A 23,049-nucleotide genomic window follows, 5' to 3' on the forward strand; every position below is an offset into this window, starting at 1 on the left:
GGTGTTCCTCCGGCCCCCACCCGTTTCCAGAGAGAGAGGACCACATGCGCAGGAGCGTCTACAGCGAATGCGTGGCCCGGCCGGCACTGGCGGTAGCTATCCGTACCAACGGGGCCGTCAACGGCCTGACCGTCGACCGGCACTACAACAACAACGCCTTCCGCTCAGCCATGTTCGTCATCCACACCGGCACGATGACCGACGGCTCGGTGGCGATCACCATGCAGGACAGCCCGGACAACTCGACCTGGACCGCGGTGGACACCTCGAGCCTTCAGGGTTCGCTGCCCACCATCGCGCTGACCGATGACGACAAGACGTTCGAGGTCGGCTACGTCGGTCCGCAGCGCTACGTGCGGATCGTCGCCACCACGTCGGGTGCGACGGCGGGCGGAACGTTCGGCGCCACGTGCGTCATGTCCGGGGCCCGGCGCCGTCCGGCAGCCCACTGAGGAGCAGACCCATGGCAGCAGAGATCAAGCGGTGCCGCGAGCCCTTCGCAACCGAGGTCGACGGCATCACCCGCGTCATCGCGGCCGGTGACCTCGTCACCACGGACGACCCGGTGTACAACCGCGGCACCCGCATCCACTTCGAGGACGTGGCCGTCCACGTGGGGCAGCAGGCTGCCCGACGGGCGGCAGTTGCCGGAGCGGTCGTAGAGCGTGCGACGGCCGACCCGGGCGAGCCCAGGACCCTCACCCCGCCCACCGGCGGCGGCGAGTTCGACCCGGGCGAGCACACGGCGCCCGAGGTCATCGAGTACCTGAGGACCGCCGACGAGGAGGAGCGTGCCCGCGTTCTGGCCGCCGAGGCGGACGGGAAGAACCGCAAGAGCATCCTCGCCGCCGACCTCGCCAAGGAGTGAGGAGGCGTGCCGTTCGATCTGGGCGCCACGGTGCGCCTCACCGCTGATTGCCTCGATCCGGGCGGCACCCTCGCGACAGCTGCCAGCGCGGCCGTGACGGTGACTCTGCCGGACGGCACGACGGCCAGCCCTGCAGCTGTCGAGACCACCACGCCCGGCCGCTACCGGGCGGACTACGTCACCACGGTCGCTGGTCGGCACACGGTGCGCTGGGTGTGGACTTCGCCCGCGCACGCCTACACGGACATGTTCGACGTCCGTGAGGCGGCCTCGCCCGCGATCATGTCCCTGGCCGACGGGCGCAAGCACCTGAAGAAGACCGACACCTCGGACGACGACGAGATCCGCAACTGGATCGGGGCGTGCACCCGGGCTGTCGAGATGTTCGTGGGGCCGGTGGTCGTGCGGACCGTCACGGAACGGGTGCGTTTCACCAGCGCGCGCACGGTGGCGCTCACGCTCGTTCCCTGCCTGAGCCTAGTGTCCGTCACCTCCCGGCGCCCGGGAGGCCCGTCGTACACCGTCGGTGACCTCGACCTGGACCCGGACACGGGCCTGGTCGAAGCGGTCAGCGGCGGGCTGCTGTACGGGCCTCTCGACATCACCTACCGGGTCGGCCGACTGATCGTGGGCGACAACATCCAGGCCGCCGCGAAGATCATCCTTCAGCATCTGTGGCGCACCCGGCAGGGCCCGGGCCGCCCCCAGCGCGGCGTCGACGACTACGACGTCACTGAGCCACTCCCGGGGCTGGGATTCGCGATCCCCAACCGGGCCGTACAGCTGATGGAGCCGGACCGGCTCCCGCCCCAGGGAGGGTGAATGGCCAGCTCCGCCGTACCCCGCGCGATAGCCGCGCTGCTGGAGATCCTGCGCGCCGACAACGGCCTCGCCGGTGTCGACATCATCGACGGGCCACCCGTCGACGACGTGTCCAATGCCGACTTTCTGGCCGTCGGCTGGCCGGGCGGCGAGGACCAGGCACAGGCCGCTGAGTCCGTGCAGGACTTCAACGCGGCCGGCGCCCGCACCCGCGACGAGGACTTCACGATCGCCTCCGTCCTCGATGTGTGGTCCGGCGACGACGACTTCTCCGCAGTGCGCACCCGGGCCTTCGAGATCCTCGCCGTCGTCGAGCAGGCGATCAGGGCAACGAACGCTAAGCCCGAGGCGCCCAACCTGAACGGCGCTGTGTTGTGGGCGCACCTGACCCGCACCCAGATGCGCCAGTACTTCACCGACCAGGGTGCGCGGGTGGCCCTGGCCTTCACGGTGTCCTGTCACGCCCGGATCTGAGGAGGAATCCGACATGGCGCGTGTGCGCTATCTGGGGCCGGAGCCGGTGACCGTGCCGGAACTCGGGCCCGAACGAGTCGTCCACCCCGACGAGGTGGTCGAAGTCCCTGATCAACGCTTCGACGGGTACGTCTGCCAGCCAGCCGCCTGGGAGCCGGTCGAGGAGCCGAAGGCCGCTGAGCCCGTGGCTGTGGCTGTGAAGAAGACCGCGGCCAAGAGCGCGCCGCAGAAGGAGGGCTGATCCATGGCGATCGGATCCGGTCTCGGTGCGCAGCTGGGCATCGCAGCCGAGACCACCTACGGCACCTACGTCGCCCCGGCGAAGTTCATCGAGTTCACCAAGGAAAGCCTCGTCCTGAAGAAGACGACGGCGACGAGCGCGGGCATCGCGGCGGGGCGGCTGCTGCCGCTGTCCGCGCGACGTGTCCTGACCCGCCGTGAGGCGTCGGGGTCGGTGGACTTCGAGGTCACGAACAAGGGCATGGGGCTGCTGCTCCAAGCCCTCATGGGTACGACGGTGACGCCGGTGCAGCAGGCGACGACGACCGCCTACCTGCAGACCCACACGCTGGCGTCGGTCGCGGGCAAGTCGTTGACGATTCAGAAGGGCGTCCCGCTCACCACTGGCACGGTCACCGACAAAAGTTTCCTGGGCTGCAAGGTGACCAGCGGGGAGTTCTCGTGCGAGGTGGGCGGCATGCTCACCGGCTCGTTCGAGGTCGACGGCAAGGACTGCGACGAGACCCAGACCCTCGCAGCCGCGTCGTACCCGAGCATGTCCCCGTTCCACTTCATGCAGATGTCCGTCAAGACCGGCACCTACGGCACGGAGACGGCCCTCGACGGCATCCGCAAGGTCAGCTGCAAGGTGGAGCGCCCGCAGGACGTCGAGCGGTTCTACGCGGGGGCGTCGGGCCTGAAGAAGGAGCCGATCGAGAACGACCTGGTGAAGATCAGCGGCACGCTGGAGACGGACTACGTCGCGACCACCCTCGACGACCTACACACCAGTGACGGGGCCACCTCGCTCGTGTGGGAGTTCGTGGGCCCCATCATCGCGTCCACGTATGCGGAGACGTTCCGGATCACGCTGCCCGCGATCCGCCTCGACGAGGGCCCGCCCGTCGTCGACGGCTTCGGCGTGGTCAAGCCCAGCTTCAACTACGTCGGCCTGTACGACGGCACCAACCTGCCGAAGATCGAGTACATGTCGACCGACGTCACCCTGTGAGTCGGCATGCCCGGAGACGTAAGGATCATCGGTACCGGCCAGCTGCTGGAGCTGCAGCGGCGGCTGCGCCGGGCCGGGCACGAGAACATCCGATCCAGCATGCAGCGCCGTATCCGCCGAGCGGCCGAGCCCCTGCGTGACGACCTGCAGGACTCCATCCGCAGCCTCAACATCCGCTCGCAGGGTGGCGGCTCCGGCCGCCGCGGCGGCATCTCACCCACCACGCGCCCACTGCGCGCGACCATCGCCGATGCCATCCGTATCTCGGTCCGCACCACCGGAGACCCGGGCGCCCGCGTGTGGGTCGACAAAGGCCGTCTCCCGCCCGACCTGCGCCGCATGCCGGACGTCATCAACCAGGGCCGCATCCGCCACCCCGTGTACGGCAACCGGCGGCGGTGGGCCACCCAGTGGGCCGACCCCGGGTGGTGGGACAAGCCCATCCGCACCCACACCGACCGTATCCAGCGCGAGGTCGAGCGCATTCGCGAGGACGTGCGCCGACGCATCGAATAGCGACAGGAGCAACCCCGTGATCGTTGTCTACACCCCGACGGACGGTGCGCCCGAGCACCACGACGCCACCAGCCTGAAGGTCTCCGAGGCGTCGATCGTGCAGCGCACCATCGACATGAAGTGGCAGGAAATCTTGAAGGGCCTGGAGGTCGACGACCTCGACGCGATGCGCGGTGTCGTCTGGGCCCTCAAGAAGCGCACTCAGCCCACCCTGCGGTTCGGTGACTTCGACCCGGGCGTTGGCGAGATGACGACACGAATGGACATGCGTGAGACCGAGGCCTACATCGACAGCTACTTCGTGCTGGGGGAGCGCAGCGGTGAGCTCACCCCCGACGAGGTCGCCGAGGTGCTGCGCTCGCGGATGCCCGAAGCCTCCATCGACCCCGACCGCGCTCACGCTCTGATCGACGCGAAGCTCACCGGCCCAAAAGCCGAAGAGCCGACCGAGGACAGCCCGCAGGGGACACCGGACCAGTCCCCGAGCCCGAGCCCGACATTGAACTCTGCCGAGACCAGTACCTCGGACTCTTCGCCTACCTCTTCAAATTCCCCCCTCCCGTCGTCGACGACCTGACCGTCGTCGACTTCTACACGCTCACCGCCTGGATCGACCGCCACCAGGCCCAACAGGCCCAGCAGACGGAAGGCGGTGGGTGACTGATGCGCCTCGACTTCGTCCTCGTCGGCCGCGACCACCTCTCCCACGTCCTCGACCGGGCAGGCGACGCCAGCAACCGGCTCGGCCGCCGCCTGCTGACCACATCCATCAACGGCGACGCGGCCATGCGCCGCTTCACCAACAACGCCACCCGCAACCTGTCGCAGATGCAGCGGGACAGCGAGGCCGGGGAAAAGGCGCTCGGTGAGCTGAAGAAAGCCACGATGCTCCTCGCGCCGGCGGCGATCCCGGCCGCCGCGTCGCTCGTTCCGCTCGCCGCCGGTGCGGCAACGGTCGGGGCCGCGGTCACCGCGATGGGCGTGGCCCTCGTTCCTCAGATCTCAGCGCTCAGCGATGCCGCGGACGCACAGAAGAAGTACGACGATGCGGTCAAGAAGAACGGTGCGTCGTCCCAGCAGGCGATCCAGGCGCAGATTCTGTACGCCGAGACCATGGCCGTGCTGCCTCCGGCGACGAGGAAGGCAGCCGCCGCCGTCGGCGTGCTGAAGGACAACTACAAGCAGTGGTCCAACAGCCTGGCTGGCAACACGATGGCCCCGTTCACCAAGGGCGTCGAGCTCGTCAACGCGCTGCTGCCCAAGACCAGCGGGCTGGTCAAGGTGACGAGTGCTGAGGCGGACCGGTTCATCACGATCGTCGGCGGCGAGATGGCCTCCCCCGGCCTGGACCGCCTCAACGGCCGCTTCACCAACTTCGCGCAGAAGACGCTGCGGGACGTCAACAACGAGATCATTCACCTGCTCCGTGCGGGCCAAGGCGTCAACGTGGGCGGACCCGCGAAGGACTTCATGGCCTGGGCGAAGGCGCAGGGCGCCCGACCGTGGCGGCCGTCCTCAAGGACGTGGCCATGGCACTCATCCACCTGCTGTCGGGAGCCAGCGGCGTCGGTGTCGGCCTGCTGCAGGTGGTGGAGGTCCTCGCCCATCTGGTGTCGGCTGTACCACCGGGCGCGATCGCGCTGTTCCTGCAGCTGGCCGTCGCCCTTAAGGTGACCAAGGCCGCAGCGTTCGGGCTCGCCGCCGCGCGCTCCGCGATCGCGGGGTTCGCTGTGCAACTGCTCGCCATGCAGACGGCGGCCGCCGCGGCACCCACCCGGCTGCGCGCGGTGGGTGCGGCGATCGGCGCCATGTCGCGGTCCGCGAAGGTCGCAATGGCCGGCACCGGTATCGGGTTGCTCATCGTGGGCCTGTCCATGCTGGCGGAGAAGAGCCAGTCGGCGCCGCCGGACGTCGACAAGCTGACGTCGTCGCTGAAGCAACTGGGCAGCACGGGCCGGACCACGGGCGAGGCGGCGAAGGCGTTCGGTTCGGATCTCGGTGGCCTGTACGGCAAGGTTCGGTCTCTAACCGACCCGTCGACTGCGGACAAGATCCAGCAGTTCCTGGTGGGGTGGACGGGCTGGGACTCCACGCCGGTCAAGAACGCCAAGGACAACATCGGCGCGGTCGACGACGCACTCGCCAACCTGGTGCAGTCCGGCCAGTCCGACCTGGCGGCCGCGGCGCTGAAGCGGCTGACGGCGGAGTACGGCAAGGGCGGCCGCGACACCAAGGAGTTCACCAAGCAGCTCGACGACTACAAGTCGGCCGTCGCCGACAGCAAGTTCGAGCAGCAGCTGGCCGCCGACAGCATGGGCGTGTTCGGGGCCCAGGCGCAGTCCGTGTCCAAGCACCTCGACGCCCAGAAGCAGAGCGCGGACGGGCTGCGCCAGTCGATCCAGGCCCTCAACGACGTGCAGCGCCAGGGCCTCTCCGGGATGATCGGGTTCGAGGCGAGCATCGACGCTGCGGCGAAGGCGGCGAAGGACAACGCTGGCGCGCTGTCCATGTCGCACGGTCAGCTCGACCTGAACAGTGAGAAGGCCCGGAACGCGGCCACCGCGCTGAACGACTTGGCGTCGAAGACCGAGGAAGCGGCCGCGGACGCCCGCCAGTCAGGCGCCTCGTGGGAGACCGTCAACGGCATCTACAGCCGCGGCCGCGATGCGTTCCTCCGGAGCGCCGAGGCGATGGGCCTGACCAGCAAGCAGGCCCGCCAGCTCGCCGACCAGATCCTGAACATCAAGGATCTGAAGAAGGCCCGTGTCGAGATGGACACCGGTGATGCCACGGCGGACCTGAACGCCTTCAACGCGGCTGTCGCGAAGTCGCCAGGCTCGAAGAGCGTGACGCTGAAGACGCTGTCCAAGGCAGCGGAGCAGATCCTCCAGAGCTTCGGCTACAAAGTGACCCACTTGCGGGATGGTTCGGTCACCGTCAGCGCGAAGACTGGCGGGGCGCTGGCCGGGGTCAAGAGCGTCGCGGCTGCCGTGGCCAACCTGCGGAACAAGTCCATCACCATCACCACGAACAAGGTCACCAAGTTCTCCACGGTCGGGGCGCCGGGCAGCGGGGGTATTCCGGTCGCGAAGCGTGACTACGCCACCGGCGGTCTGGTGGGGTTCCCGGGCGGTGGCCCGGTCGTCGGTCCGGGGACCGGTACGTCAGACAGCGTGCCGATCAACGCGTCGAACGGCGAGTACGTTATCAACGCCAAGTCGACGGCCAGGTACCGCAGCCTCATCGAGGCCATCAACGCTAACCGGCTCGGTACGGGCGTCGGCATGCCGGGGGCGGGCGCGGCCGTGGCTGCGGGCCTGGCGGAGGGCATGACCGGGTCGACCGGCCAGGTCACCGCGGCGGCGGTCCTCCTTGCAGCCGCCATCACCGCGGGCATCAAGGGCGAGATGCAGATCGCGTCTCCGTCGAAGAAGACCAAGGCCCTCGCGGCCGACATCGGCAAGGGCCTGATCGTCGGGCTCACCGGCTCCCGCGACAAGATCAAGTCGGTGTCGGCCGACCTGGCCAAGGACATCCGGACGGCGTTCTCCGGCAAGACGGAAGCCTCGCTCCTCAAGTACGTCGACAAGCAGACGGACAAGCTGCTCGCGGCGGCGAAGAAGCGGGACGCCCTCGTGGCGAAGATCGCCGAGGCGAAGCAGTACGCGGAGGGCACCACGAAGACCGGGCGCGGCCAGGCCGCCCTGTCCAGCCTGGGCATGGACGCCGAGCAGGTCACGGCGGGCGGTATCAAGGGCGGCCTGGCGGCGAAGCTCGCGCAGATCCGCCAGTTCTCCCGCTACATCTCGATGCTGGCCAAGCGCGGCCTCAACAAAGGTCTGCTGCGGCAGATCCTCGACATGGGCCCGGTCGACGGGTACGCGTATGCGTCCGCGCTGGCGGGCGCCGACAAGGCCACCCTGGCCGCGGTCAACAAATCGCAGAAGGCCATCGATTCGGAGACCAAGGCGCTGGGCCGCAAGGGCGCGGACCTGTTGTACGACTCCGGGAAGAACGCAGGCCGCGGCTTCCTGAAGGGCTTGGAGGGCCAGCAGAAGGACATTGAGAAGCTGATGATGTCCATCGCCAAGGGCATGCAGGCCGCGATCAAGAAGGCCCTCGGTATCAAATCGCCCAGCACGGTGATGGCCCGCCTGGGCGTGTTCACCACGGCAGGGCTGGCGCGCGGCCTGGTCGACGGGATGCCCGCCCTGGACCGGGCCCTGGACACCGTGTCCGCCCGGGTGTCCGGAGTCCGGCCCGTCCTCGGGCGGGCCGCAGTCGCAGCCCCCGGTGGTGCTGGCCTGACCTACAACATCAACGTCGACATTCGCGACGCCATGGACCCGGTCGCCGTCGGCCGCGAAGTCCAGCGGATTCTCCTGCAGTTCGGCCGCGTCCAGGGCGGCACCGTCTCTCTGAATGTGGGGTGAGCTCATGCCGCTGCTCGTCGAGATGGGCTGGGGTGGCCTCGTCCAACTCCCAGCCACCATCACCTGGACGGACATCACCTCCTACGTCGACGTGGTCAAGGCGGGGGTGACCATCACCCGGGGCGCGTCCGACGAGCTGTCGGAGACTCAGCCCGGCACGGCCACCCTGCGCCTGGACAACACCGACGGGCGGTTCACGCCGGGCAACGCCTCGTCGTCGTACTACCCGTTCGTGCGGCGCAACGCGCCGATCCGGATCAGCGTGGCGGTGATGCCGACGGTGTCCGGGTCGGCGCCCTACCCGATGGCCATGCTCGGGGACGACTTCGACGACGGCCGGGTCGACACCACACGATGGATCACGAACACGGGCGGTGCTGGCCTTGAGACCGGCGCGGGCCGCCTGGCCATCACGGTCGCCCCTGGTGTGGACACCAACTTCACATCTGCCCGGCAGTGGAAGCTGTCCTCCAGCAAGCTGACCGCGAAGCTGACGACGGTGCCCACGGCGAACGGCTCATCGAACTGCGCCGCGTCGATGTGGGTGCTGTCGGCGACGTCCGGCACCCGGATCGGCTGGCGCTACGACGCCCTCACCGGCGTCCTCGCTGCCATGTCCCAGACCGGGTTCTCGGACGGCACCCCGACGACCCTCACCTACAGCGCCATCGACCATGCGTGGCTGCGGGTGCGGGAGTCGGCCGGCACCGTCTACTGGGAGACCAGCCCGGACGGCTACGTCTGGACCGTCCGCCGCACCCTGGCCACCCCGGCCTGGGTCACTGCCGACACCCACGCCGTCGACTTCCCCACCACCCGCACCGGCGGCACGAGCGGGTACATCGAGTGGGACCTGGTCGGCGCTGAAGTCAGACCGCGCTTCTACGGGATGGTCAATGAGTTCCCGATCGACTGGGAAGGCCTCGTCTCCACCGTCACGGTGAGCTGCACGGACCTGTTCAAGCGGCTCAACCGGCTGCCCACGCTGCGCAGCATGCTCGCGCAGGAGATCCTCGCCCAGGACGTCGCTGCCGTCAGCGAATTCGTCGGCGCCTACTTCCCGCTGAGCGAGCCGTCCGGGTCGGCGTCGGCCGGCGACATCTCCGGTACCGGCTGCGGGTCCCTCGCCCTCACCCAGGTCGGCACCGGCGGCACACTGGACTTCGGCAGCGACGGCCTGGCGGAGACCGGCGAGACCTCGGTCATTTTCACCCCGGCCAGCGCCAGCAACGGCAAGTACCTGACCGCCGACTTGGGCGCTGCGTTCCAGATGTACTCCGGGCCGTATGCGCAGACCGTCGAGTTCTGGGTGAAGACGACGGTGACGTCCCGGGCCATCCTGGGTCTGTACGAGCCTAGCCTGGACCACCAGTTCGTCCTGGGCATCAGCGCCACCGGGACGCTCACCATCGAGTCGACCGACGGCGGCGGCACCCTCACCGTCCACGACACCCTCAGAACCATCAACGATGGCGCCTGGCACCACGTCCTCGTCGACGGACTACAGAGCGTCACGCACTACACCGACGGAGCCACACCGGGCTTCAGCGTGTTCACCCCGGCGATGAGCGGGCTACGCACCCTTCACGTCGGCGGCTACCGGGGCGGGCGTTTCTTCTCCGGGCAGTTGGCCCACGTCGCCGTCACCTTCGCCACTGCCCATATCGCCGATACCGTCGCTCCGCTCCACTACCAGGCGGGCACCACCGGCTTCTCTGGCGAGACTGCGGACGTCCGCATGCAGCGCCTCGCCCGGTACGCGGGCGTCCCGACGGTGACGATCTCCGGCAGCACCCACGATCCGATCGCCTCGCAGGGCCCGGCCGGCACCGGTGTCGTGGCGCGGATGCGGGAGGTGGAGTCCACGGAGAGCGGCAAGTTGTTCGCCGCACGTGACTCCTACGGCCTCGTCTACCAGTCCCGCGACCTGCGCTACAACCCAAGCCCCGCGGGGGAGGCGTTCACCATCGCCTACGCCGACCTGGAGACCACGCAGGTCGAGTTGGCCGACGATGACCAGAAGTTGGTGAACGCGCTCTCCGCGTCCCGGCCGGGCGGTGCCACCCAGCGGGTGACCGCCCCCAGCTCGATCCTGGCGTTCGGCCTGTACGAGCCGGAGCCGCTGAACATCCTCAAGACGTACGACAACTCGGTGCTGGATGCCGCGTACTGGCGGGTGTCCCGCTACGCCGACCCGCAGCCCGAGCTGCGCGAGGCCCCGATACAAGCGTTCACCATGTCCTCCTACCTGGCCGTCCTGGCCGCCGACATCAGCTCGTACTTCTCGGTGACCAGCATGCCTTCGCAGGCGCCCGCCTCCTCGGCCCGCGTCACAGTCGAGGGCTACACCGAGACGATCAAGCACAACAGCCACTTGATCCAGATCCACACGAGCGCCACGACCACCGACACCGTGTGGGTGCTCGACGACCCCACCTACTCCGTCCTCGACTCCACCACCCGCCTCGCCTACTAGGAGCCCCGCATGCCCATCCCCGTGGTCAGGGCCGAGACGTTCTACACCCCTCCGGCTGGCCAGCCTGCGGATCTGTGGGCCGGAGTGCCCGCCGCCGAGCTGGTGTGGCGCTGGTACGAGGTACGCCTGGGCCGCCGCGTCACCCCGCCCACCGACACGGTCGCCGACACGTACTACGCGCGCATCAACCAGAACCGGTGGATCGCCGACTGCCTGTGCGGGTCCGCGCAGGTCGTCTCCCCGAACGACCCGCGGTACGCGTGCGTCGAATGCGGATGGGGCTGGTGCGCGGTCATCTACCCGGCCGACGTGCCTGCCGTCGAGGCGAGCCTCCTGGCGCTCAAGCCCGCGCTGCGGAACTGGTGGAACCCCGCCGACCCCGCCGACCCGGACCGGCCGATAGACCCGGTCCCGGACCCGGGCCCGATGAGCACGAAGGGCTGATCATGACGTTTTCGCCCCGCACCTGGGTCGTCGGCGAGATGGTGTCCGCCGCGCTGATGAACCAGGAGATCCGCGACCAGCTCAACACCATGTTCGCCGCCTGGACGCCGTACACCCCGGCATGGACGGCAACCACCACCAACCCCGTCATCGGCAACGGGACCCTGACCGGCCGCTACATGAAGATCGGCCGGAACGTCCTGTGCAACATCAACCTCGTCGCCGGCAGCACGACGACGTTCGGCAGCGGGAACTACTCCTTCAGCCTGCCCGTGGCGGCAGCGAGCAGCGGCGTCAGCGTCGTCGGCTCGTCCATGCTCCTCGGAACGGACCGGTGGAACGGCACGATCGTCGTCAGCTCCGCCGCGACCACCGTCGGCGCGTTCATCCCCATCAGCGCGACGAACACGCGGTCCGACTTCCTCACCGCGACCCGCCCGGAAACCCTCGCCTCAGGCGCTCAGGTACGGCTGACCTTCATGTACGAAGCCGCGTCCTGACGCTTCCTCATCCCTTCTCTTCACCGCCCGCCCCGCGCCGATGGCCCGGGGCTTCTTCATGCCCTGGAGGACTCATGGCAACAACACCGGACTGGGAGCGGCTCGTCGACCACGTGATGGCCGTGCCCGAGCGGATATACGAGAGCTGGAGCAGTGCCGTCGGCTGGGACAACCACACCGTCTTCGGCAAGCAGTACGGCTGGGACGGCGTCGCCTGGTGCGCCATTTTCGACTGGGACATGTACAGCGACGTCGGCCTGGCCGCCGTCGTCCCCAAGACCGCGTCCGTCGCGGGCATGACCGCCTGGGCCCAGCAGCACGGGCAGTGGTCCGAGTACCCGTCCGTGGGCGCCTGGGTGAACTTTGGCAACGGCGCGCACACCGAGACCGTCATCGGCTTCGACGGCCAGCGCATCTACACCAAGGGCGGCAACAGCATCGCGGCCGGCGCGGCCGACAACGGCCAGGGCAACGGCGTCTTCAGCCACAGTGAGCTGCGCCGTGCGACTCGCGTCACCGGCTACTTCGCGCCCCGCTTCCCGGACGGCGTCTGCCCGCCCACCGCCGACCCCGCCGACCCGCGCGGCGGCAAACCGGTCACCTCCTGGCGGTGGACGTCCACGCCGACCCCGCCGGCGTTCCCGGGCCGGGACAAGTTCAAGCTCGGCGCCACCAACGACGACGCGCTCAAGCTGCAGACCTGGCTCCAGCGCGGCAGCTGGGGCCCGGCGTACAGGGTCGGCCCATCCCGGACCATGACCGCCCTGGACCTGCAGAAGGTCAAGGCGCTGCAGCAGCACTACCTGGCCGACCTCGGCCCCGCCGACGGCCTCACCGGTCCCAAGACCTGGCTGTACGCCTGGCAGGTCGCCAACGGCCTCCGCAAAAAGTGACCCGGAAGGACCAGTCTGATGAAGATCTCCAAGGTGTGGAAGGCGGTCGTCGGCGGGCTCGCCGCGGGTACTGCGGCTGCCGCTACAGCGGTGCAGGACGGCACCCTGACGGCCGGTGAGGGCGTGACCATCGTCCTCGCCGTCCTCGGCGCATACGGCGTCACCTGGGCCGTCCCCAACCGTCCTTCCGGAGCGGGCAGATGAGCGAGGGCGCGACAGGCATCGGAGCAGTCGACTCCCTCGTCGCCTGGTCCGTGGCCATCGCCGCACTTGCCGGACTCAGCACCCTGCTGTGGCGGCTCCTGCGTGCCGTGCTGCGGATCGCCGACCGGGTCGACGAGGCATGGGAGGACTGGGCGGGCTCCGAGGCGCGCCCGGGGATACCGGCCCGGCCGGGCGTGATGGTCCGGCTCAGCGACCACGACGAGCAGCTCACCGCCCACGAGACCCGCATCACCCGGGTAGAGACTCAGCTGCCCAGCAGCACGAGCACCTGACCACCACGGCCCCACCCCCGCGCAGGGGGTGGGGCCGTTTCGTCATGCCCGAGTGCGGTTCACCGCGGTCAGACGGGGGGCGGGTCCGCCCGTCCTGTTGCGCGCAATCAGTTGGCGGTGCCCAGTCAGCGGCAATCTGCTGCAATCGTCCGACGAGCTGATTCACGGGCGCGCATTCTGGATCTCCAACCGGCTGACTTGGAGGGCGAGATGACGCTGAGGTTCCTCGGCACGACCAGCGATGACGGTGACTGCCCCACCCTGTACGAGATCGAGGGGACGGACGAGATCCTCGTCCAGGGCGATCGCGAGACCGACCCTGAACACCTCGCCCAACTGCGCGACGTGAAGCCGACTGAGTCGTTCGTCCGGGTGCCCCGCAGCCTGCTCACCCGCTACGCCCCACAGGCCGAGCTGCCCGAGCTGCGACCGTTCGGCGACGTCGCCCACCTGTTCCGCGAGTTCCGGCACACCGCCTGGCGGCTGGAGACCCGCCGCGGCTACGCCTCCGACCGGCGCAGCCCGAAGTGGACCAGGTGGCTGGCGGGTGAGGACATCGCGCACGAGCCCGCCAACGCATGGCGGGAGAACGTCGCCGAGCAGACTGCGGCCGGGAAGCGTTTCGAGCGGGTGCGCCTGGTCGACGAGCCACTGACTGAAGGGCAACGGTTCCTCCTTGCGAGCGCGCCCAGCAATATGGCGGCCGGTGAGGACGTTCGTGTCCTGCCCCGCGGCCGGGCCGAGGAACTGCGTCTGCCCGGTGAGGACTTCTGGCTGTTCGACTCGAAGATCCTCGCGCGGTTCGCGTTCGACGAGGACGACGCCACGCTGGGCGTATACGTCACGGAGGACCCGGTCGAGGTGCTGGCCGCCTGCCAGGCCCGCGATGCCGCCTGGCACCACGCCATCCCTGCTGACCGGGTAGCTTCCACCATGTGACCACCGACTTCCAGACCGCGCGGGAAGCCCTCGGTGCGCGCCTGCGGGAGCTGCGCACCGAGGCCGGGCTGGAAGGCAAGGCGCTCGCCGCGGCACTCGGCTGGCAGACGTCGAAGGTGTCGCGCCTGCAGACCGGCAAGCAGACCGCCAGCCGCGATGACCTGAGCGCGTGGGCGCGCACCGTCGGTCGGCCGGATGCCGAGGCCGAGTTGCATGGGCTGCTGGCCGCGCTGGAGATGCGGCAGCGCAACCGATCGTGGCGCCGCCAGTTGGCCGGAGGGCACCGCGGGCGGCAGGAGATCGCCGTGCGGCAGACCGAGAACACAGCGCTGATCCGCGGCCTCGAGGTGTCCCGTGTCCCCGGTCTGTTCCAGACGCCGGAGTACGCACGCACCATCTTCGATGCCAACGCTGCGTTCCGGGGGATCGCTCCGACGACCGAGGCGGCTGTCGAGGCGCGCATGCGCCGGCAGGCGTCGCTGTACGACCCGGAGAAGTCGTTCCGGTTCCTCGTCTGCGAGGCGGCCCTGTACCACCGCTCGTGCGCGGTGGATGTGATGGCCGAGCAACTCGACAGGCTCTACGGCCTGGTCGGGCAGCGCCGTATCGAGCTGGGCATCCTGCCGTTCGCCACCCAGCTGCGGCGTACCGCACCGCACGCGTTCTGGATTTACGACCGCAGTCTGGTGATCGTGGAGACGATCAGCGAGGAACTCTGGCTGACGGCCAACGAGGACATCAAGCTGTACGAGCGTGCCTGGGACTGGCTCGCCGAGTCCGCCGAGTACGGTGCCCCAGCACGCCGCCTTATCGGCCGCGCCCGGGCGTCCCTCGACCTCACGTAAGCAATCACCCGCAGCCCTCGCAACGGCACGCGCAATCGCGCGCAATCGGCGCGCAGGGGCGCAATCGCCCTGCATACGGTCCCGTCATGGCCGCAAAGCCCACCCTGCCACTGAGGCAGGCAGGCCAGGACTGGCTCCTGTCCTGCACCGTCACACCCACCGACGTGCGCCGCGCCTGGGACCGCGAGGACCTCGCCCCGTTCCCGACCGGCAGCCGCTGGCGGGTGGCTGAGGCTGCGCTCCTGCGGACCGTCCAGGTGATGAAGCGCATCAGGTCCGAGCGTCTGGGCCCCGTCCTCGCCGACGTCGAGACCGAGCGCGCCTGGTGGCTCCTTCCGCCCGGCCTCGATGACGAGCTCGACGACATACGACAGCTGACGGTCCGCCCGTCCGGATGGGTCCTCAAGTGCCCGCCCGTCCTGTACTCCGCCGGCGGCCGCATGTGGCTCGAGCGTCCGGACGGGACGGGCCGCCTGACCGATCCAGCACTACTCGGTGCCGCCTTCGGGCCAGGCGGCATCCGACCTCCCACGGAGAGCTCATGACGACGACAAGCACCAGACCTGTCACCCGCGACGTAAACGTTGCCAGAATCACCGAGCAGCTCATCGCGTCGGCGACGAACAACCGCAGCCGGATCGCTATCCGGGCACTTGCTGCCGAGGAGACTCTCCTCTCCCGCGACAACGTCCGCCGTGTCCTCGTCACCAAGGACGGCAGCCGCCTGATGGCGCGCTGGGAGAACTTGTCAGGACGCCTCTACACGCTCGGTCTGGACGAGACCGAGCGTGCGTTCCTCGGTCTGGTCCTGTCGATCGTGGGGATCGGGCACATCACTATCGCCGCGGCGGAGGACCTGGACGAGCGCCGCCTCGTGATCGTCCAGCAGGCCATCCTCGAGATCGCAGGAAACGACCGGATCGCGATCGGCACACGGCTGTGAGCCTCCCGGGGCCGGGCTCCCCCGGCCGGTCCCGGGAACACGGCGGCTCCTTCGCCGATTGGGGGCCGCCGGGCGGCCTGCCGTAGCGCCTTCGCCCCCCGTCGGGGCGCTGCGGCGGGCCACCTACCTGATCATGTCGGGGACGGGCACTCCGATGGCGGCAGCCAGCCGGATCAGGGTGTCCGTGGTTGGTGACTGCGTGCCCAGCTCGATACGGACGATGGATGCTCGGTCGATGCCCGAGCGCAGCGCGACAGCCTCCTGCGTGAGGCGGGCGTGCGCGCGAGAGGCTCTGATTGCCTGGCCGATGACCTGGCGCTGGGCGATGACCCAGTCGGGCTGTGGCGAGGCAGATGGCACCCGCCCACAGTCCTAGCCCGTGATCAAGATGTCTGTAGCGGTAGCCCTACATCCGTGTGATCATGGTTGCAGGCGGGCATAGCGTGATCATTATCATTCTTCGCCGTTTTCGTGACTCGGCATTGGCATATGCCGCATACACGTAGGTACTGTCTGTACTCGAACGCGCGTTCCCTCGAATGGGTGATTTCGTGGTCTGACCAGCCCTGATAGACATGAAGTACGCAATGGAGCGCTCCCATGGAGCGCCCCGGTCGTGCCGGGGTCACTGATAGAGCCCCCCTCTCTGGTGGCCTCCCGGCGCGAGCAACCCCCGCATCCCATGGGTGCGGGGGTTGCTTCTTGCCTGCTGTGACCTGCGCAAACGCCATGATCGTTTAGGGGATTTTTAGGGGATGAAGTGCAGTAGCAAGGCTGTACTCAGGTAGTAGTCACCATGTAGCGAGAGTGGGAACCTATGCGCCGGGCGATGCTTCTACGCCTTTCTGACCTGGAGGTTTCACCTCTCCGGCGCTGGTCAGCTCTCTGTGTTCGGCGGCAAGTAAACTCGATACAACCGCTCTTACAAGCAGGATGTCGGCGGTTCGAAACCGTCCGCGCCCACTCGGATACACGGGTACGTCGCAGGACCCCGGCCGCTTCTCCCGGCCGGGGTCCTGCGGCGTTTCAGCCCGCGTCTCGTCAGTCCCGCTTCTCAGGTGTCTGGGGGTGGGCGTGCTTGAGGCCGGTCCGGGCGCTCACCCGGTCGGCGCCGGTGAACTGCTCCCAGTACCGGTGGGTGCTGACGAACACCGCCAGTTCGTGTTCCCGCTGCCGCAGTTTCTCCACCTCGGCCTGCTCGTCCGCCGTCCAGCCCGGCGAGGCGGGGCGCTCCACCTTGCGCCAGCCGTTGTCGTCGCTGAAGCCATCCAGCGGCTCGACCGACCAGGGCAGCCGCTTGAGCAGGGCCGACAGTTCGGCCCTCAGCTGGTGCAGCTCCTCCTGGGCGGCGAGCAGATCACTCGGGAAGTCATAGCTCGCACCCACATCGCAATGGTACGCCTGTTCGATTTTGCGGGGCGCGGTACTTCGGTGAGGGCTTCGGCGCCTCCGGTGTCACTCGCCGGGCAAGGAGATCGCCAGCTTTCCCGTGACACGGCCGTCGAGAAGCCGCCGGACGGCTGCGGCGGTTTCGGCGAGCGGGTACGTGCGGTCCACGAGCGGGCGGAGCGTGCCCGCGTCGATGAGGGCGGTCAGGTCGTGGAGCCGGTCGGCGTGCTCGGAGGAGATGAAGGTGCCCAGGTGCTGCCCGGTGAAGGGGGACAGGAGCTGGGCGCGCAGTTGCCGGTCGGTGCCGCCGAGCCAGCGTCCGTCGGTCTCGCCGCCGGTGATGACCAGCCTGCCGCGGGGTGTGAGGGCGCGGCGCAGATCCCGCAGACTCCGGTTGCCCGCGATGTCGATGACGGTGTCGTAGCGGCGCGGCCCGGCCAGGAAGTCCTCGCGGGTGTAGTCGATCACCTGGTCGGCGCCCAGCGCCCGTACGGCGTCGAGCTTGGGTGTGCTGGCGACGGCCGTGACCCGGGCGCCGAAGGCGTGGGCGAGCTGGACGGCGAAGGTGCCCACGCCACCGGCGGCGCCGGTGATCAGGACTTGCCGGCCTTCCTGGACCTTGCCCTGGTCGCGGACCGCCTGGAGCGCGGTGAGTGCGCTGACCGGCACGGCCGCCGCCTCCTCGAAGGTGAGCCCGGCCGGCTTGGGGGCGATCCGGTCGGGACGGGCGGCGGCGTACTCGGCGAACGCGGCGGGTGCCGTGCCGTAGACCTCGTCGCCGGGCGCGAACGCGGTCACGCCGGAGCCGACCGCCTCGACGACACCGGCGATGGCGCGGCCGGGGTTGGGGAGCTTCGGCGCGCGCAGCCCGCTCATGGGCCGGACCGCGTACGGCATACCGGTCATCAGATGCCAGGTGCCCCGGTCCACGCTGGAGGCGCGCACCCGCACCAGTACCTCACCGGGCCCGATGCCGGGCCGGGGCAGCCGGGCCGGGTGCAGCACGGCTTCCGGCTCGGCGCCGTAGCGCTCCTGCACGACGGCGGCCATCGTCGTCCTGGTTCCGCCGGTGGTGGCGATCGGCTCGCTCTTGTTCGGCATGGTCACTGCTCCGGGCTTCTGTCTCCCCGTACTTACGGCGTAAGTACTTACGTCGTAAGTACAGCACTTACGACGTAAGCTCGTCAACGTCCGGAGACCGCCCGGGGAGAGCGCTTGGGCGATGACGAGACCTGGGCGACGACAAGAGGAGAGTGACCGTCCGCCGTGACCCGACGTACCGTTCCGCAGCAGGCCCGCGAGACGCTCACCCGGCAGCGGGTGCTGGACGCCGCCGTCGAACTCGCCGACGGCGGCGGTCTGGAGCCGCTCAGCATGCGCAAACTCGGCGAGGCCGTCGGCGTCGAGGCGATGTCCCTGTACAACCACGTGGCCAACAAGGAGGACCTGCTCGACGGCATGGTCGATCTGGTCTTCGGTGAGGTCGAACTACCGGCGCCGGGCGACGACTGGCGCCAGGCGATGCGGCAGCGCGCCCAGTCCATGCGCCGCGTGCTGTCCCGGCACCGCTGGGCGATCGGACTGATGGAGTCACGGGCCACCCCGGGACCGGCCACCCTGCGCCATCACGATGCCGTGCTCGGCTGTCTGCGGCAGGGCGGCTTCTCCCTCCCCCTGACCGCCCACGCCGTCTCGGTCCTCGACAGCTACATCTACGGCTTTGCCCTCCAGGAGAAGACCCTGCCCTTCGACACCCCGGAGGAGACCGCGGAGCTGGCGGAGTCGATCATGAGCGGTTTCGGCGACGGCGAATATCCGTACCTGGCCGAGATCGCGACCGCTCACGTCGTGCGCCCCGGGTACGCCTACGGCGACGAGTTCGCCTTCGGGCTGGACCTCATCCTCGATGGCCTCCAGCGGGCGGCGGGCTGAGGAACTGGCGGCGTCGGCGCCGGGCGGGCGAGACTGGGGGCATGTGCCGGAGCATCAAGACATTGCGCCCACCCGTGCTCGAGGACGAGGCCACGGAGGAGGAGATCCGCGCTGCGGCCCTCCAGTACGTACGGAAGGTCTCGGGTTTCCGCGCCCCCGCCGCCCACAACCGCGAGGTGTTCGACTCGGCGGTGGACGCCGTCGCGGAAGCCACCGCGGCCCTGCTGGACGGGCTGGAGATCCGCGGCCAAGGGGCGGGGACGCGCCGCGCCGCGTAGGCCGGGGGCGTCACCGGAGCGGCCGGGGGCGCTACCGGTGAGGTCGGGCAGGCCGCCGGCCTTGCGTCACGCTGCCGGTTGTTCCCTGCGCATGAGGTACGCCGCCCCCGCCCCCGCGCCGAACAGCGCCAGGAAGGACACCCCCGTGGCGACCCAGGTCGCCCCGAGCCACTGGGCGCCGAACCAGCCGAGCGCCACGCTGTACGCGGCCCAGGCGACACCGGCGAGGGCGGACCAGGGCAGGAACTCCCGGACCTTGCGGTGCGCGGCGCCCGCGCCGAGGGAGACGATGGACCGTCCGGCCGGGGCGAACCGGGCTATCACGACCAGGGCGCCGCCGCCCGCCGCCAGCGCGCAGCCGAGCCGCTGCTGCGCGGTGCTCAGCCGCCGGGAACGGGCTATCGCGCGGTCCAGCCGCTCACCGCCGCGCCAGCCCACGCGGTATGCCACCAGGTCGCCGAGCACCGAGGCGACGGCGGCGGAGAGGGCCAGCACCAGGATGTCCGGGTCATGGCCCGCCGCCGTGCCCGCGGCCGCCGCGGTGGCCGCCGCGATGACCAGAACCCCGCTCGGCAGGACAGGTAGGAACACATCGAGGAGCACGGACAGGGCGACCGTGACATAGATCCAAGGACTGCCGGCCAACGCCCCGACACTTTCGAACAACGCGACTCCCGTTCCCCCGTAAACCCGGCCGTGCCGCCATGAAGGGGCGGCAGGGCGGGCCGACAACAGCGATACAGCCTACGCCGTAGGTGTGACAGAAGGGTCACAAGAGGCTTGTGTGTTCGGCGTTTTGTCGATTAATACATGGAAGGATGGCCCGAAGGGCCCCCCGGGCTGCCTTGTGGGCATCCCCGGAGCGCCCCGCGGGCCGCCGGGCAAACCACCGGACGAGCCGCCGAGCTGGGTCAGCAACTCGCCAGGTAGCTCGTGAGCGCGGACTTCTCGGCCGAGTCGACGGACAGGTCGTAGTAGTACTTCACCTGGACCCAGGCGCGTACATAGGTGCACCGGTACGAGGTGACCGACGGCATCCAGTCCGCCGGGTCCTTGTCGCCCTTGGCCTGGTTCACGTTGTCTGTGACGGCGAGCAGCTGGGGCCGGGTGATGTCGTTGGCGAACGCCTGGCGCTGGGCGGTGGTCCACCCGCTGGCGCCGGAGTCCCAGGCCTCGGCGAGCGGGACGAGGTGGTCGATGTCGACGTCGGAGGCCGCGGTCCAGGTGGCGCCGTCGTACGGGGAGTACCAGCTGCCGCTGGTGGCGGTGCAGGCGGAGTTGGTGACGACGTTCGTACCGTCCCGCTTGAGGATGTACTCACGGGTGTTGCAGGTGCCGCTGATGGTGATCCAGGTCGGGAACAGGTCCCGGGAGTAGCCGGTGCGGTCCTCGGTCGCCACGGTGAGCGAGGCGAGGTAGGTGCGGGCGGTGGCGGCGCTGACCGGGGTGGGGAGGGCGGCCGAGGCGCTCGGGGAGTTGAACAGTGCGGCGGAGGTAATGATTCCGGTGAGGGCCGCGAGGATGCCGAGTCGTCGACGCGCGTAGACCTTGGACGTGCGAGCCATGCGAGCCATGTGAACTCCCTTGTGGGGTGGGGGTCTTGGAGCGTGAGCAGGGGAATGCTCGCGACTCTGTGTTGCCGGCAGGTGTGCGTTCGGTAAGAAAGTAATGTCGCGTGCATGACATGCCAAGGCGTATGACGGGACCCGTGGTTGGCGCCGGGTCGGTTCGGGAGGCTTGGAGACGCAAAGGGGGCCGTCGGGCGCATTCGTACGCCTCGGGGCGTTTTCGGACCGGAATTCCGCCTCGCGCGCCTGTCCCGTACCATGGGGCGCGCAGAAGGGGAGTAGCCCTTTGCCGGACCGTCGACATACTGCTCAGCTACGGCTGGGCCGGCGCCCGGGGGCGGACCACCGTGTGGTCGGCCGGCGAGACCTTCGGCAAGCAGTGCACGCCTGTGCCGTACGGCGCGGGCGCCGAGTGCGCTGCCGTGCCGAGGTGTCTTCACAGAAGTCCAGCACTCTCGGCGGGGCGGCCCCGACCGATTGAGGAACTTTGATCAGCATCACCGTCGCGGCGGTCGCCTTCGGCGTCGTCTTCCTCGCCGAGCTGCCGGACAAGACCGCGCTGGCCGGCCTCGTCCTCGGCACCCGCTACCGGGCCTCGTACGTGTTCGCCGGTGTCGCCGCCGCGTTCCTGCTGCATGTCACGCTCGCCGTCGCGGCGGGCAGTGTGCTGACCCTGCTGCCCGGGCGGCTGCTGAGCGCGCTGACCGGGGTGCTCTTCCTGGGCGGCGCGGCGATGCTGCTGCTGGGCAAGGGCGGCGACGACGAGGAGATCCGCAAGCCGGAGGACCAGTCCTTCTGGAAGGTCGCCGGGACGGGCTTCATGCTCATCCTGGTCGCCGAGTTCGGCGACCTCACCCAGATCATGACGGCCAACCTGGCCGCCCATTACCACAACCCGCTCTCCGTCGGCCTGGGCGCGGTGCTCGCCCTGTGGTCGGTGGCCGCGCTCGGGATCATCGGCGGCAGCGCGCTGATGCGACGGGTGCCGCTGAGGCTGGTCACCCGGATCGCGGCCGTGGTGATGCTGGTGCTGGGCGCCTGGAGCCTGTGGGAGGCGGTGGCGGGCTGAGCAGTCGGCCTACCGGTGAGCTGAACGTCAGGTGAACGGTCGCCGCCCCCGGTGGCGAGATACGCGATCATTTTGTATCGTTGAGAAACAAAGTAGCTCCCGCCCGTTTTCCCTGACCGGCGGGCGGGGCGCTTTGCCCCTCCGGGGCACCACCGGCGCCCCTCGCCCGTCCGACTGCCCTTGGGATTGCCGATGACGCCGACCGACGCCGCCCCCGTCGTCCTCACCGCCCGTGCCCTGCTGCTCGACATGGACGGCACGCTCGTGAACTCCGACGCCGTGGTGGAACGGATCTGGCGGCAGTGGGCCGACCGGCACGGGCTGAACGGCGACGAGGTCATGAAGGTCGTGCACGGCCGCCAGGGCCAGGCCTCGATGGCGATGCTGCTGCCGAACCGGCCCGTCGAGCAGAACCATGCCGACAACGCGCGCATGCTCGCCGCGGAGACCGCCGACACGGACGGCGTCGTGGCGATCCCGGGCGCGCCGGAGTTCATGGCCGCCCTCCAGGGCAGGCCGCACGCCCTGGTGACCTCGGCGGACATCGCCCTGTCGACCGTCCGGATGGCTGCCGTGGGGCTGCCGATGCCTGAGGTGCGCATCACCGCCGAGTCGGTCGGCGCGAGCAAGCCGGACCCGGAGGGCTTCCTCAAGGGCGCCGCCGAACTGGGCGTCGCCCCCGCGGACTGCGTGGTCTTCGAGGACTCCGGCGCGGGCATCGCGGCGGGCCGGGCCGCCGGCATGAAGGTGATCGGTGTCGGCCCCCGGGCCGTCTTCCACCACCCCGACGCGACGGTCGACGACCTGCGCCAGGTCCGGGTGGAGCCGCTGCCCGACGGGACGCTGCGGCTGCACATCGGGTGACGCCGTACGACCGTACGACCACTGAGGCCACAGCCCCGGCACGCGGCCGGGGCTGTGGCGTACCGGCG

At 69.5% G+C, this 23,049-nt stretch carries 28 protein-coding genes; 23 read left to right on the plus strand and 5 right to left on the minus strand.

What is annotated here, in order from left to right; genetic code table 11:
* Nucleotides 1–44 precede the first annotated feature (44 nt).
* From ACSYGN_RS29155 to ACSYGN_RS29245, 19 genes are all read left to right on the plus strand, one after another.
* Nucleotides 45–452 (plus strand): hypothetical protein, encoded by a 408-nt coding sequence (locus ACSYGN_RS29155; protein ID WP_460400764.1) that lies wholly within the window; start codon nt 45–47, stop codon nt 450–452.
* A gap of 11 nt (nt 453–463) precedes the next feature.
* Nucleotides 464–868: a hypothetical protein gene (locus ACSYGN_RS29160; RefSeq protein WP_460400766.1), complete on the plus strand. Its 405-nt coding sequence runs from the start codon at nt 464–466 to the stop codon at nt 866–868.
* 6 nt (nt 869–874) lie between these two features.
* Nucleotides 875–1,690: a hypothetical protein gene (locus ACSYGN_RS29165; protein ID WP_460400768.1), complete on the plus strand. Its 816-nt coding sequence runs from the start codon at nt 875–877 to the stop codon at nt 1,688–1,690.
* Nucleotides 1,691–2,164, plus strand: coding sequence for a hypothetical protein (locus ACSYGN_RS29170; RefSeq protein WP_460400770.1), 474 nt, complete (start codon nt 1,691–1,693; stop codon nt 2,162–2,164). It begins immediately after the preceding gene.
* Between the two features lie 13 nt (nt 2,165–2,177).
* Nucleotides 2,178–2,405, plus strand: a complete 228-nt coding sequence (locus tag ACSYGN_RS29175) for a hypothetical protein (RefSeq protein WP_460400772.1) — start codon at nt 2,178–2,180, stop codon at nt 2,403–2,405.
* A gap of 3 nt (nt 2,406–2,408) precedes the next feature.
* Nucleotides 2,409–3,395: a phage tail tube protein gene (locus ACSYGN_RS29180; protein ID WP_460400774.1), complete on the plus strand. Its 987-nt coding sequence runs from the start codon at nt 2,409–2,411 to the stop codon at nt 3,393–3,395.
* A 6-nt stretch (nt 3,396–3,401) separates the two neighbouring features.
* Nucleotides 3,402–3,911: a hypothetical protein gene (locus ACSYGN_RS29185; RefSeq protein ID WP_460400776.1), complete on the plus strand. Its 510-nt coding sequence runs from the start codon at nt 3,402–3,404 to the stop codon at nt 3,909–3,911.
* Nucleotides 3,912–3,927: 16 nt separating this feature from the next.
* Nucleotides 3,928–4,488: a hypothetical protein gene (locus tag ACSYGN_RS29190; protein ID WP_460400778.1), complete on the plus strand. Its 561-nt coding sequence runs from the start codon at nt 3,928–3,930 to the stop codon at nt 4,486–4,488.
* Nucleotides 4,489–5,440: 952 nt separating this feature from the next.
* Entirely contained in the window at nt 5,441–8,344 is a 2,904-nt protein-coding gene (locus ACSYGN_RS29195) for a hypothetical protein (protein ID WP_460400780.1), read from the plus strand.
* Entirely contained in the window at nt 8,334–10,820 is a 2,487-nt protein-coding gene (locus tag ACSYGN_RS29200) for a LamG-like jellyroll fold domain-containing protein (protein ID WP_460400782.1), read from the plus strand. The genes ACSYGN_RS29195 and ACSYGN_RS29200 overlap by 11 nt, the downstream gene beginning before the upstream one ends.
* A gap of 9 nt (nt 10,821–10,829) precedes the next feature.
* Nucleotides 10,830–11,264 (plus strand): hypothetical protein, encoded by a 435-nt coding sequence (locus ACSYGN_RS29205; protein ID WP_460400784.1) that lies wholly within the window; start codon nt 10,830–10,832, stop codon nt 11,262–11,264.
* A 2-nt stretch (nt 11,265–11,266) separates the two neighbouring features.
* Nucleotides 11,267–11,764 carry a hypothetical protein gene (locus ACSYGN_RS29210; RefSeq protein ID WP_460400786.1) on the plus strand — a complete coding sequence of 166 codons (498 nt, stop codon included), beginning with the start codon at nt 11,267–11,269 and terminating at the stop codon, nt 11,762–11,764.
* 74 nt (nt 11,765–11,838) lie between these two features.
* Nucleotides 11,839–12,657: a hypothetical protein gene (locus ACSYGN_RS29215; protein ID WP_460400788.1), complete on the plus strand. Its 819-nt coding sequence runs from the start codon at nt 11,839–11,841 to the stop codon at nt 12,655–12,657.
* 18 nt (nt 12,658–12,675) lie between these two features.
* Nucleotides 12,676–12,861, plus strand: coding sequence for a hypothetical protein (locus ACSYGN_RS29220; protein ID WP_460400790.1), 186 nt, complete (start codon nt 12,676–12,678; stop codon nt 12,859–12,861).
* Entirely contained in the window at nt 12,858–13,154 is a 297-nt protein-coding gene (locus tag ACSYGN_RS29225; RefSeq protein ID WP_460400792.1) for a hypothetical protein, read from the plus strand. The genes ACSYGN_RS29220 and ACSYGN_RS29225 overlap by 4 nt, the downstream gene beginning before the upstream one ends.
* Before the next feature lie 210 nt (nt 13,155–13,364).
* Nucleotides 13,365–14,093 carry a DUF6879 family protein gene (locus ACSYGN_RS29230; RefSeq protein ID WP_460400794.1) on the plus strand — a complete coding sequence of 243 codons (729 nt, stop codon included), beginning with the start codon at nt 13,365–13,367 and terminating at the stop codon, nt 14,091–14,093.
* The gene (locus ACSYGN_RS29235; protein ID WP_460400796.1) at nt 14,090–14,938 is read left to right on the plus strand and encodes a helix-turn-helix domain-containing protein; all 849 of its coding nucleotides are present in this window, start codon (nt 14,090–14,092) and stop codon (nt 14,936–14,938) included. Before ACSYGN_RS29230 ends, ACSYGN_RS29235 begins: the two co-directional genes overlap by 4 nt.
* 86 nt (nt 14,939–15,024) lie before the next feature.
* Complete coding sequence (locus ACSYGN_RS29240; RefSeq protein ID WP_460400798.1) at nt 15,025–15,483, plus strand: hypothetical protein; 459 nt, start codon at nt 15,025–15,027, stop codon at nt 15,481–15,483.
* Complete coding sequence (locus tag ACSYGN_RS29245) at nt 15,480–15,881, plus strand: hypothetical protein (RefSeq protein ID WP_460400800.1); 402 nt, start codon at nt 15,480–15,482, stop codon at nt 15,879–15,881. The genes ACSYGN_RS29240 and ACSYGN_RS29245 overlap by 4 nt, the downstream gene beginning before the upstream one ends.
* 123 nt (nt 15,882–16,004) lie before the next feature.
* Here the strand turns inward: ACSYGN_RS29245 and ACSYGN_RS29250 are convergent, their stop codons facing one another.
* From ACSYGN_RS29250 to ACSYGN_RS29260, 3 genes are all read right to left on the minus strand, one after another.
* Nucleotides 16,005–16,241 (minus strand): helix-turn-helix domain-containing protein, encoded by a 237-nt coding sequence (locus ACSYGN_RS29250; RefSeq protein WP_460400802.1) that lies wholly within the window; start codon nt 16,239–16,241, stop codon nt 16,005–16,007.
* Nucleotides 16,242–16,922: 681 nt separating this feature from the next.
* The gene (locus ACSYGN_RS29255) at nt 16,923–17,267 is read right to left on the minus strand and encodes a hypothetical protein (RefSeq protein ID WP_460400804.1); all 345 of its coding nucleotides are present in this window, start codon (nt 17,265–17,267) and stop codon (nt 16,923–16,925) included.
* Nucleotides 17,268–17,336: 69 nt separating this feature from the next.
* Complete coding sequence (locus ACSYGN_RS29260; protein WP_460400806.1) at nt 17,337–18,371, minus strand: NAD(P)-dependent alcohol dehydrogenase; 1,035 nt, start codon at nt 18,369–18,371, stop codon at nt 17,337–17,339.
* A gap of 165 nt (nt 18,372–18,536) precedes the next feature.
* On the opposite strand from ACSYGN_RS29260, the gene ACSYGN_RS29265 reads away from it, so the two are divergent.
* Nucleotides 18,537–19,202 carry a TetR/AcrR family transcriptional regulator gene (locus tag ACSYGN_RS29265; RefSeq protein WP_460400808.1) on the plus strand — a complete coding sequence of 222 codons (666 nt, stop codon included), beginning with the start codon at nt 18,537–18,539 and terminating at the stop codon, nt 19,200–19,202.
* Between the two features lie 41 nt (nt 19,203–19,243).
* The gene (locus ACSYGN_RS29270; RefSeq protein ID WP_460400810.1) at nt 19,244–19,480 is read left to right on the plus strand and encodes a DUF2277 domain-containing protein; all 237 of its coding nucleotides are present in this window, start codon (nt 19,244–19,246) and stop codon (nt 19,478–19,480) included.
* 66 nt (nt 19,481–19,546) lie between these two features.
* Here the strand turns inward: ACSYGN_RS29270 and ACSYGN_RS29275 are convergent, their stop codons facing one another.
* Both ACSYGN_RS29275 and ACSYGN_RS29280 read right to left on the minus strand, forming a co-directional pair.
* Nucleotides 19,547–20,146, minus strand: a complete 600-nt coding sequence (locus tag ACSYGN_RS29275) for a DedA family protein (RefSeq protein WP_460400812.1) — start codon at nt 20,144–20,146, stop codon at nt 19,547–19,549.
* A 245-nt stretch (nt 20,147–20,391) separates the two neighbouring features.
* Nucleotides 20,392–21,045 carry an HNH endonuclease family protein gene (locus ACSYGN_RS29280; protein ID WP_460403807.1) on the minus strand — a complete coding sequence of 218 codons (654 nt, stop codon included), beginning with the start codon at nt 21,043–21,045 and terminating at the stop codon, nt 20,392–20,394.
* Between the two features lie 490 nt (nt 21,046–21,535).
* Here ACSYGN_RS29280 and ACSYGN_RS29285 point away from each other — a divergent pair, with 490 nt between their 5' ends.
* Nucleotides 21,536–22,117, plus strand: coding sequence for a TMEM165/GDT1 family protein (locus ACSYGN_RS29285; protein ID WP_460400814.1), 582 nt, complete (start codon nt 21,536–21,538; stop codon nt 22,115–22,117).
* Nucleotides 22,118–22,309: 192 nt separating this feature from the next.
* The gene (locus ACSYGN_RS29290) at nt 22,310–22,981 is read left to right on the plus strand and encodes an HAD-IA family hydrolase (RefSeq protein ID WP_460400816.1); all 672 of its coding nucleotides are present in this window, start codon (nt 22,310–22,312) and stop codon (nt 22,979–22,981) included.
* Nucleotides 22,982–23,049 lie beyond the last annotated feature (68 nt).

It is taken from the genome of Streptomyces sp. YIM S03343, assembly GCF_054729195.1.

Bases quoted from the DNA above. Each gene is read 5' to 3' on its own strand.
- ACSYGN_RS29155 (WP_460400764.1), top strand. From the start codon at position 45: ATGCGCAGGAGCGTCTACAGCGAATGCGTGGCCCGGCCGGCACTGGCG.
- ACSYGN_RS29160 (WP_460400766.1), top strand. From the start codon at position 464: ATGGCAGCAGAGATCAAGCGGTGCCGCGAGCCCTTCGCAACCGAGGTC.
- ACSYGN_RS29170 (WP_460400770.1), top strand. From the start codon at position 1,691: ATGGCCAGCTCCGCCGTACCCCGCGCGATAGCCGCGCTGCTGGAGATC.
- ACSYGN_RS29175 (WP_460400772.1), top strand. From the start codon at position 2,178: ATGGCGCGTGTGCGCTATCTGGGGCCGGAGCCGGTGACCGTGCCGGAA.
- ACSYGN_RS29180 (WP_460400774.1), top strand. From the start codon at position 2,409: ATGGCGATCGGATCCGGTCTCGGTGCGCAGCTGGGCATCGCAGCCGAG.
- ACSYGN_RS29185 (WP_460400776.1), top strand. From the start codon at position 3,402: ATGCCCGGAGACGTAAGGATCATCGGTACCGGCCAGCTGCTGGAGCTG.
- ACSYGN_RS29195 (WP_460400780.1), top strand. From the start codon at position 5,441: ATGGCACTCATCCACCTGCTGTCGGGAGCCAGCGGCGTCGGTGTCGGC.
- ACSYGN_RS29200 (WP_460400782.1), top strand. From the start codon at position 8,334: ATGTGGGGTGAGCTCATGCCGCTGCTCGTCGAGATGGGCTGGGGTGGC.
- ACSYGN_RS29205 (WP_460400784.1), top strand. From the start codon at position 10,830: ATGCCCATCCCCGTGGTCAGGGCCGAGACGTTCTACACCCCTCCGGCT.
- ACSYGN_RS29210 (WP_460400786.1), top strand. From the start codon at position 11,267: ATGACGTTTTCGCCCCGCACCTGGGTCGTCGGCGAGATGGTGTCCGCC.
- ACSYGN_RS29215 (WP_460400788.1), top strand. From the start codon at position 11,839: ATGGCAACAACACCGGACTGGGAGCGGCTCGTCGACCACGTGATGGCC.
- ACSYGN_RS29220 (WP_460400790.1), top strand. From the start codon at position 12,676: ATGAAGATCTCCAAGGTGTGGAAGGCGGTCGTCGGCGGGCTCGCCGCG.
- ACSYGN_RS29225 (WP_460400792.1), top strand. From the start codon at position 12,858: ATGAGCGAGGGCGCGACAGGCATCGGAGCAGTCGACTCCCTCGTCGCC.
- ACSYGN_RS29230 (WP_460400794.1), top strand. From the start codon at position 13,365: ATGACGCTGAGGTTCCTCGGCACGACCAGCGATGACGGTGACTGCCCC.
- ACSYGN_RS29240 (WP_460400798.1), top strand. From the start codon at position 15,025: ATGGCCGCAAAGCCCACCCTGCCACTGAGGCAGGCAGGCCAGGACTGG.
- ACSYGN_RS29245 (WP_460400800.1), top strand. From the start codon at position 15,480: ATGACGACGACAAGCACCAGACCTGTCACCCGCGACGTAAACGTTGCC.
- ACSYGN_RS29260 (WP_460400806.1), bottom strand. From the start codon at position 18,371: ATGCCGAACAAGAGCGAGCCGATCGCCACCACCGGCGGAACCAGGACG.
- ACSYGN_RS29270 (WP_460400810.1), top strand. From the start codon at position 19,244: ATGTGCCGGAGCATCAAGACATTGCGCCCACCCGTGCTCGAGGACGAG.
- ACSYGN_RS29280 (WP_460403807.1), bottom strand. From the start codon at position 21,045: ATGGCTCGCACGTCCAAGGTCTACGCGCGTCGACGACTCGGCATCCTC.
- ACSYGN_RS29290 (WP_460400816.1), top strand. From the start codon at position 22,310: ATGACGCCGACCGACGCCGCCCCCGTCGTCCTCACCGCCCGTGCCCTG.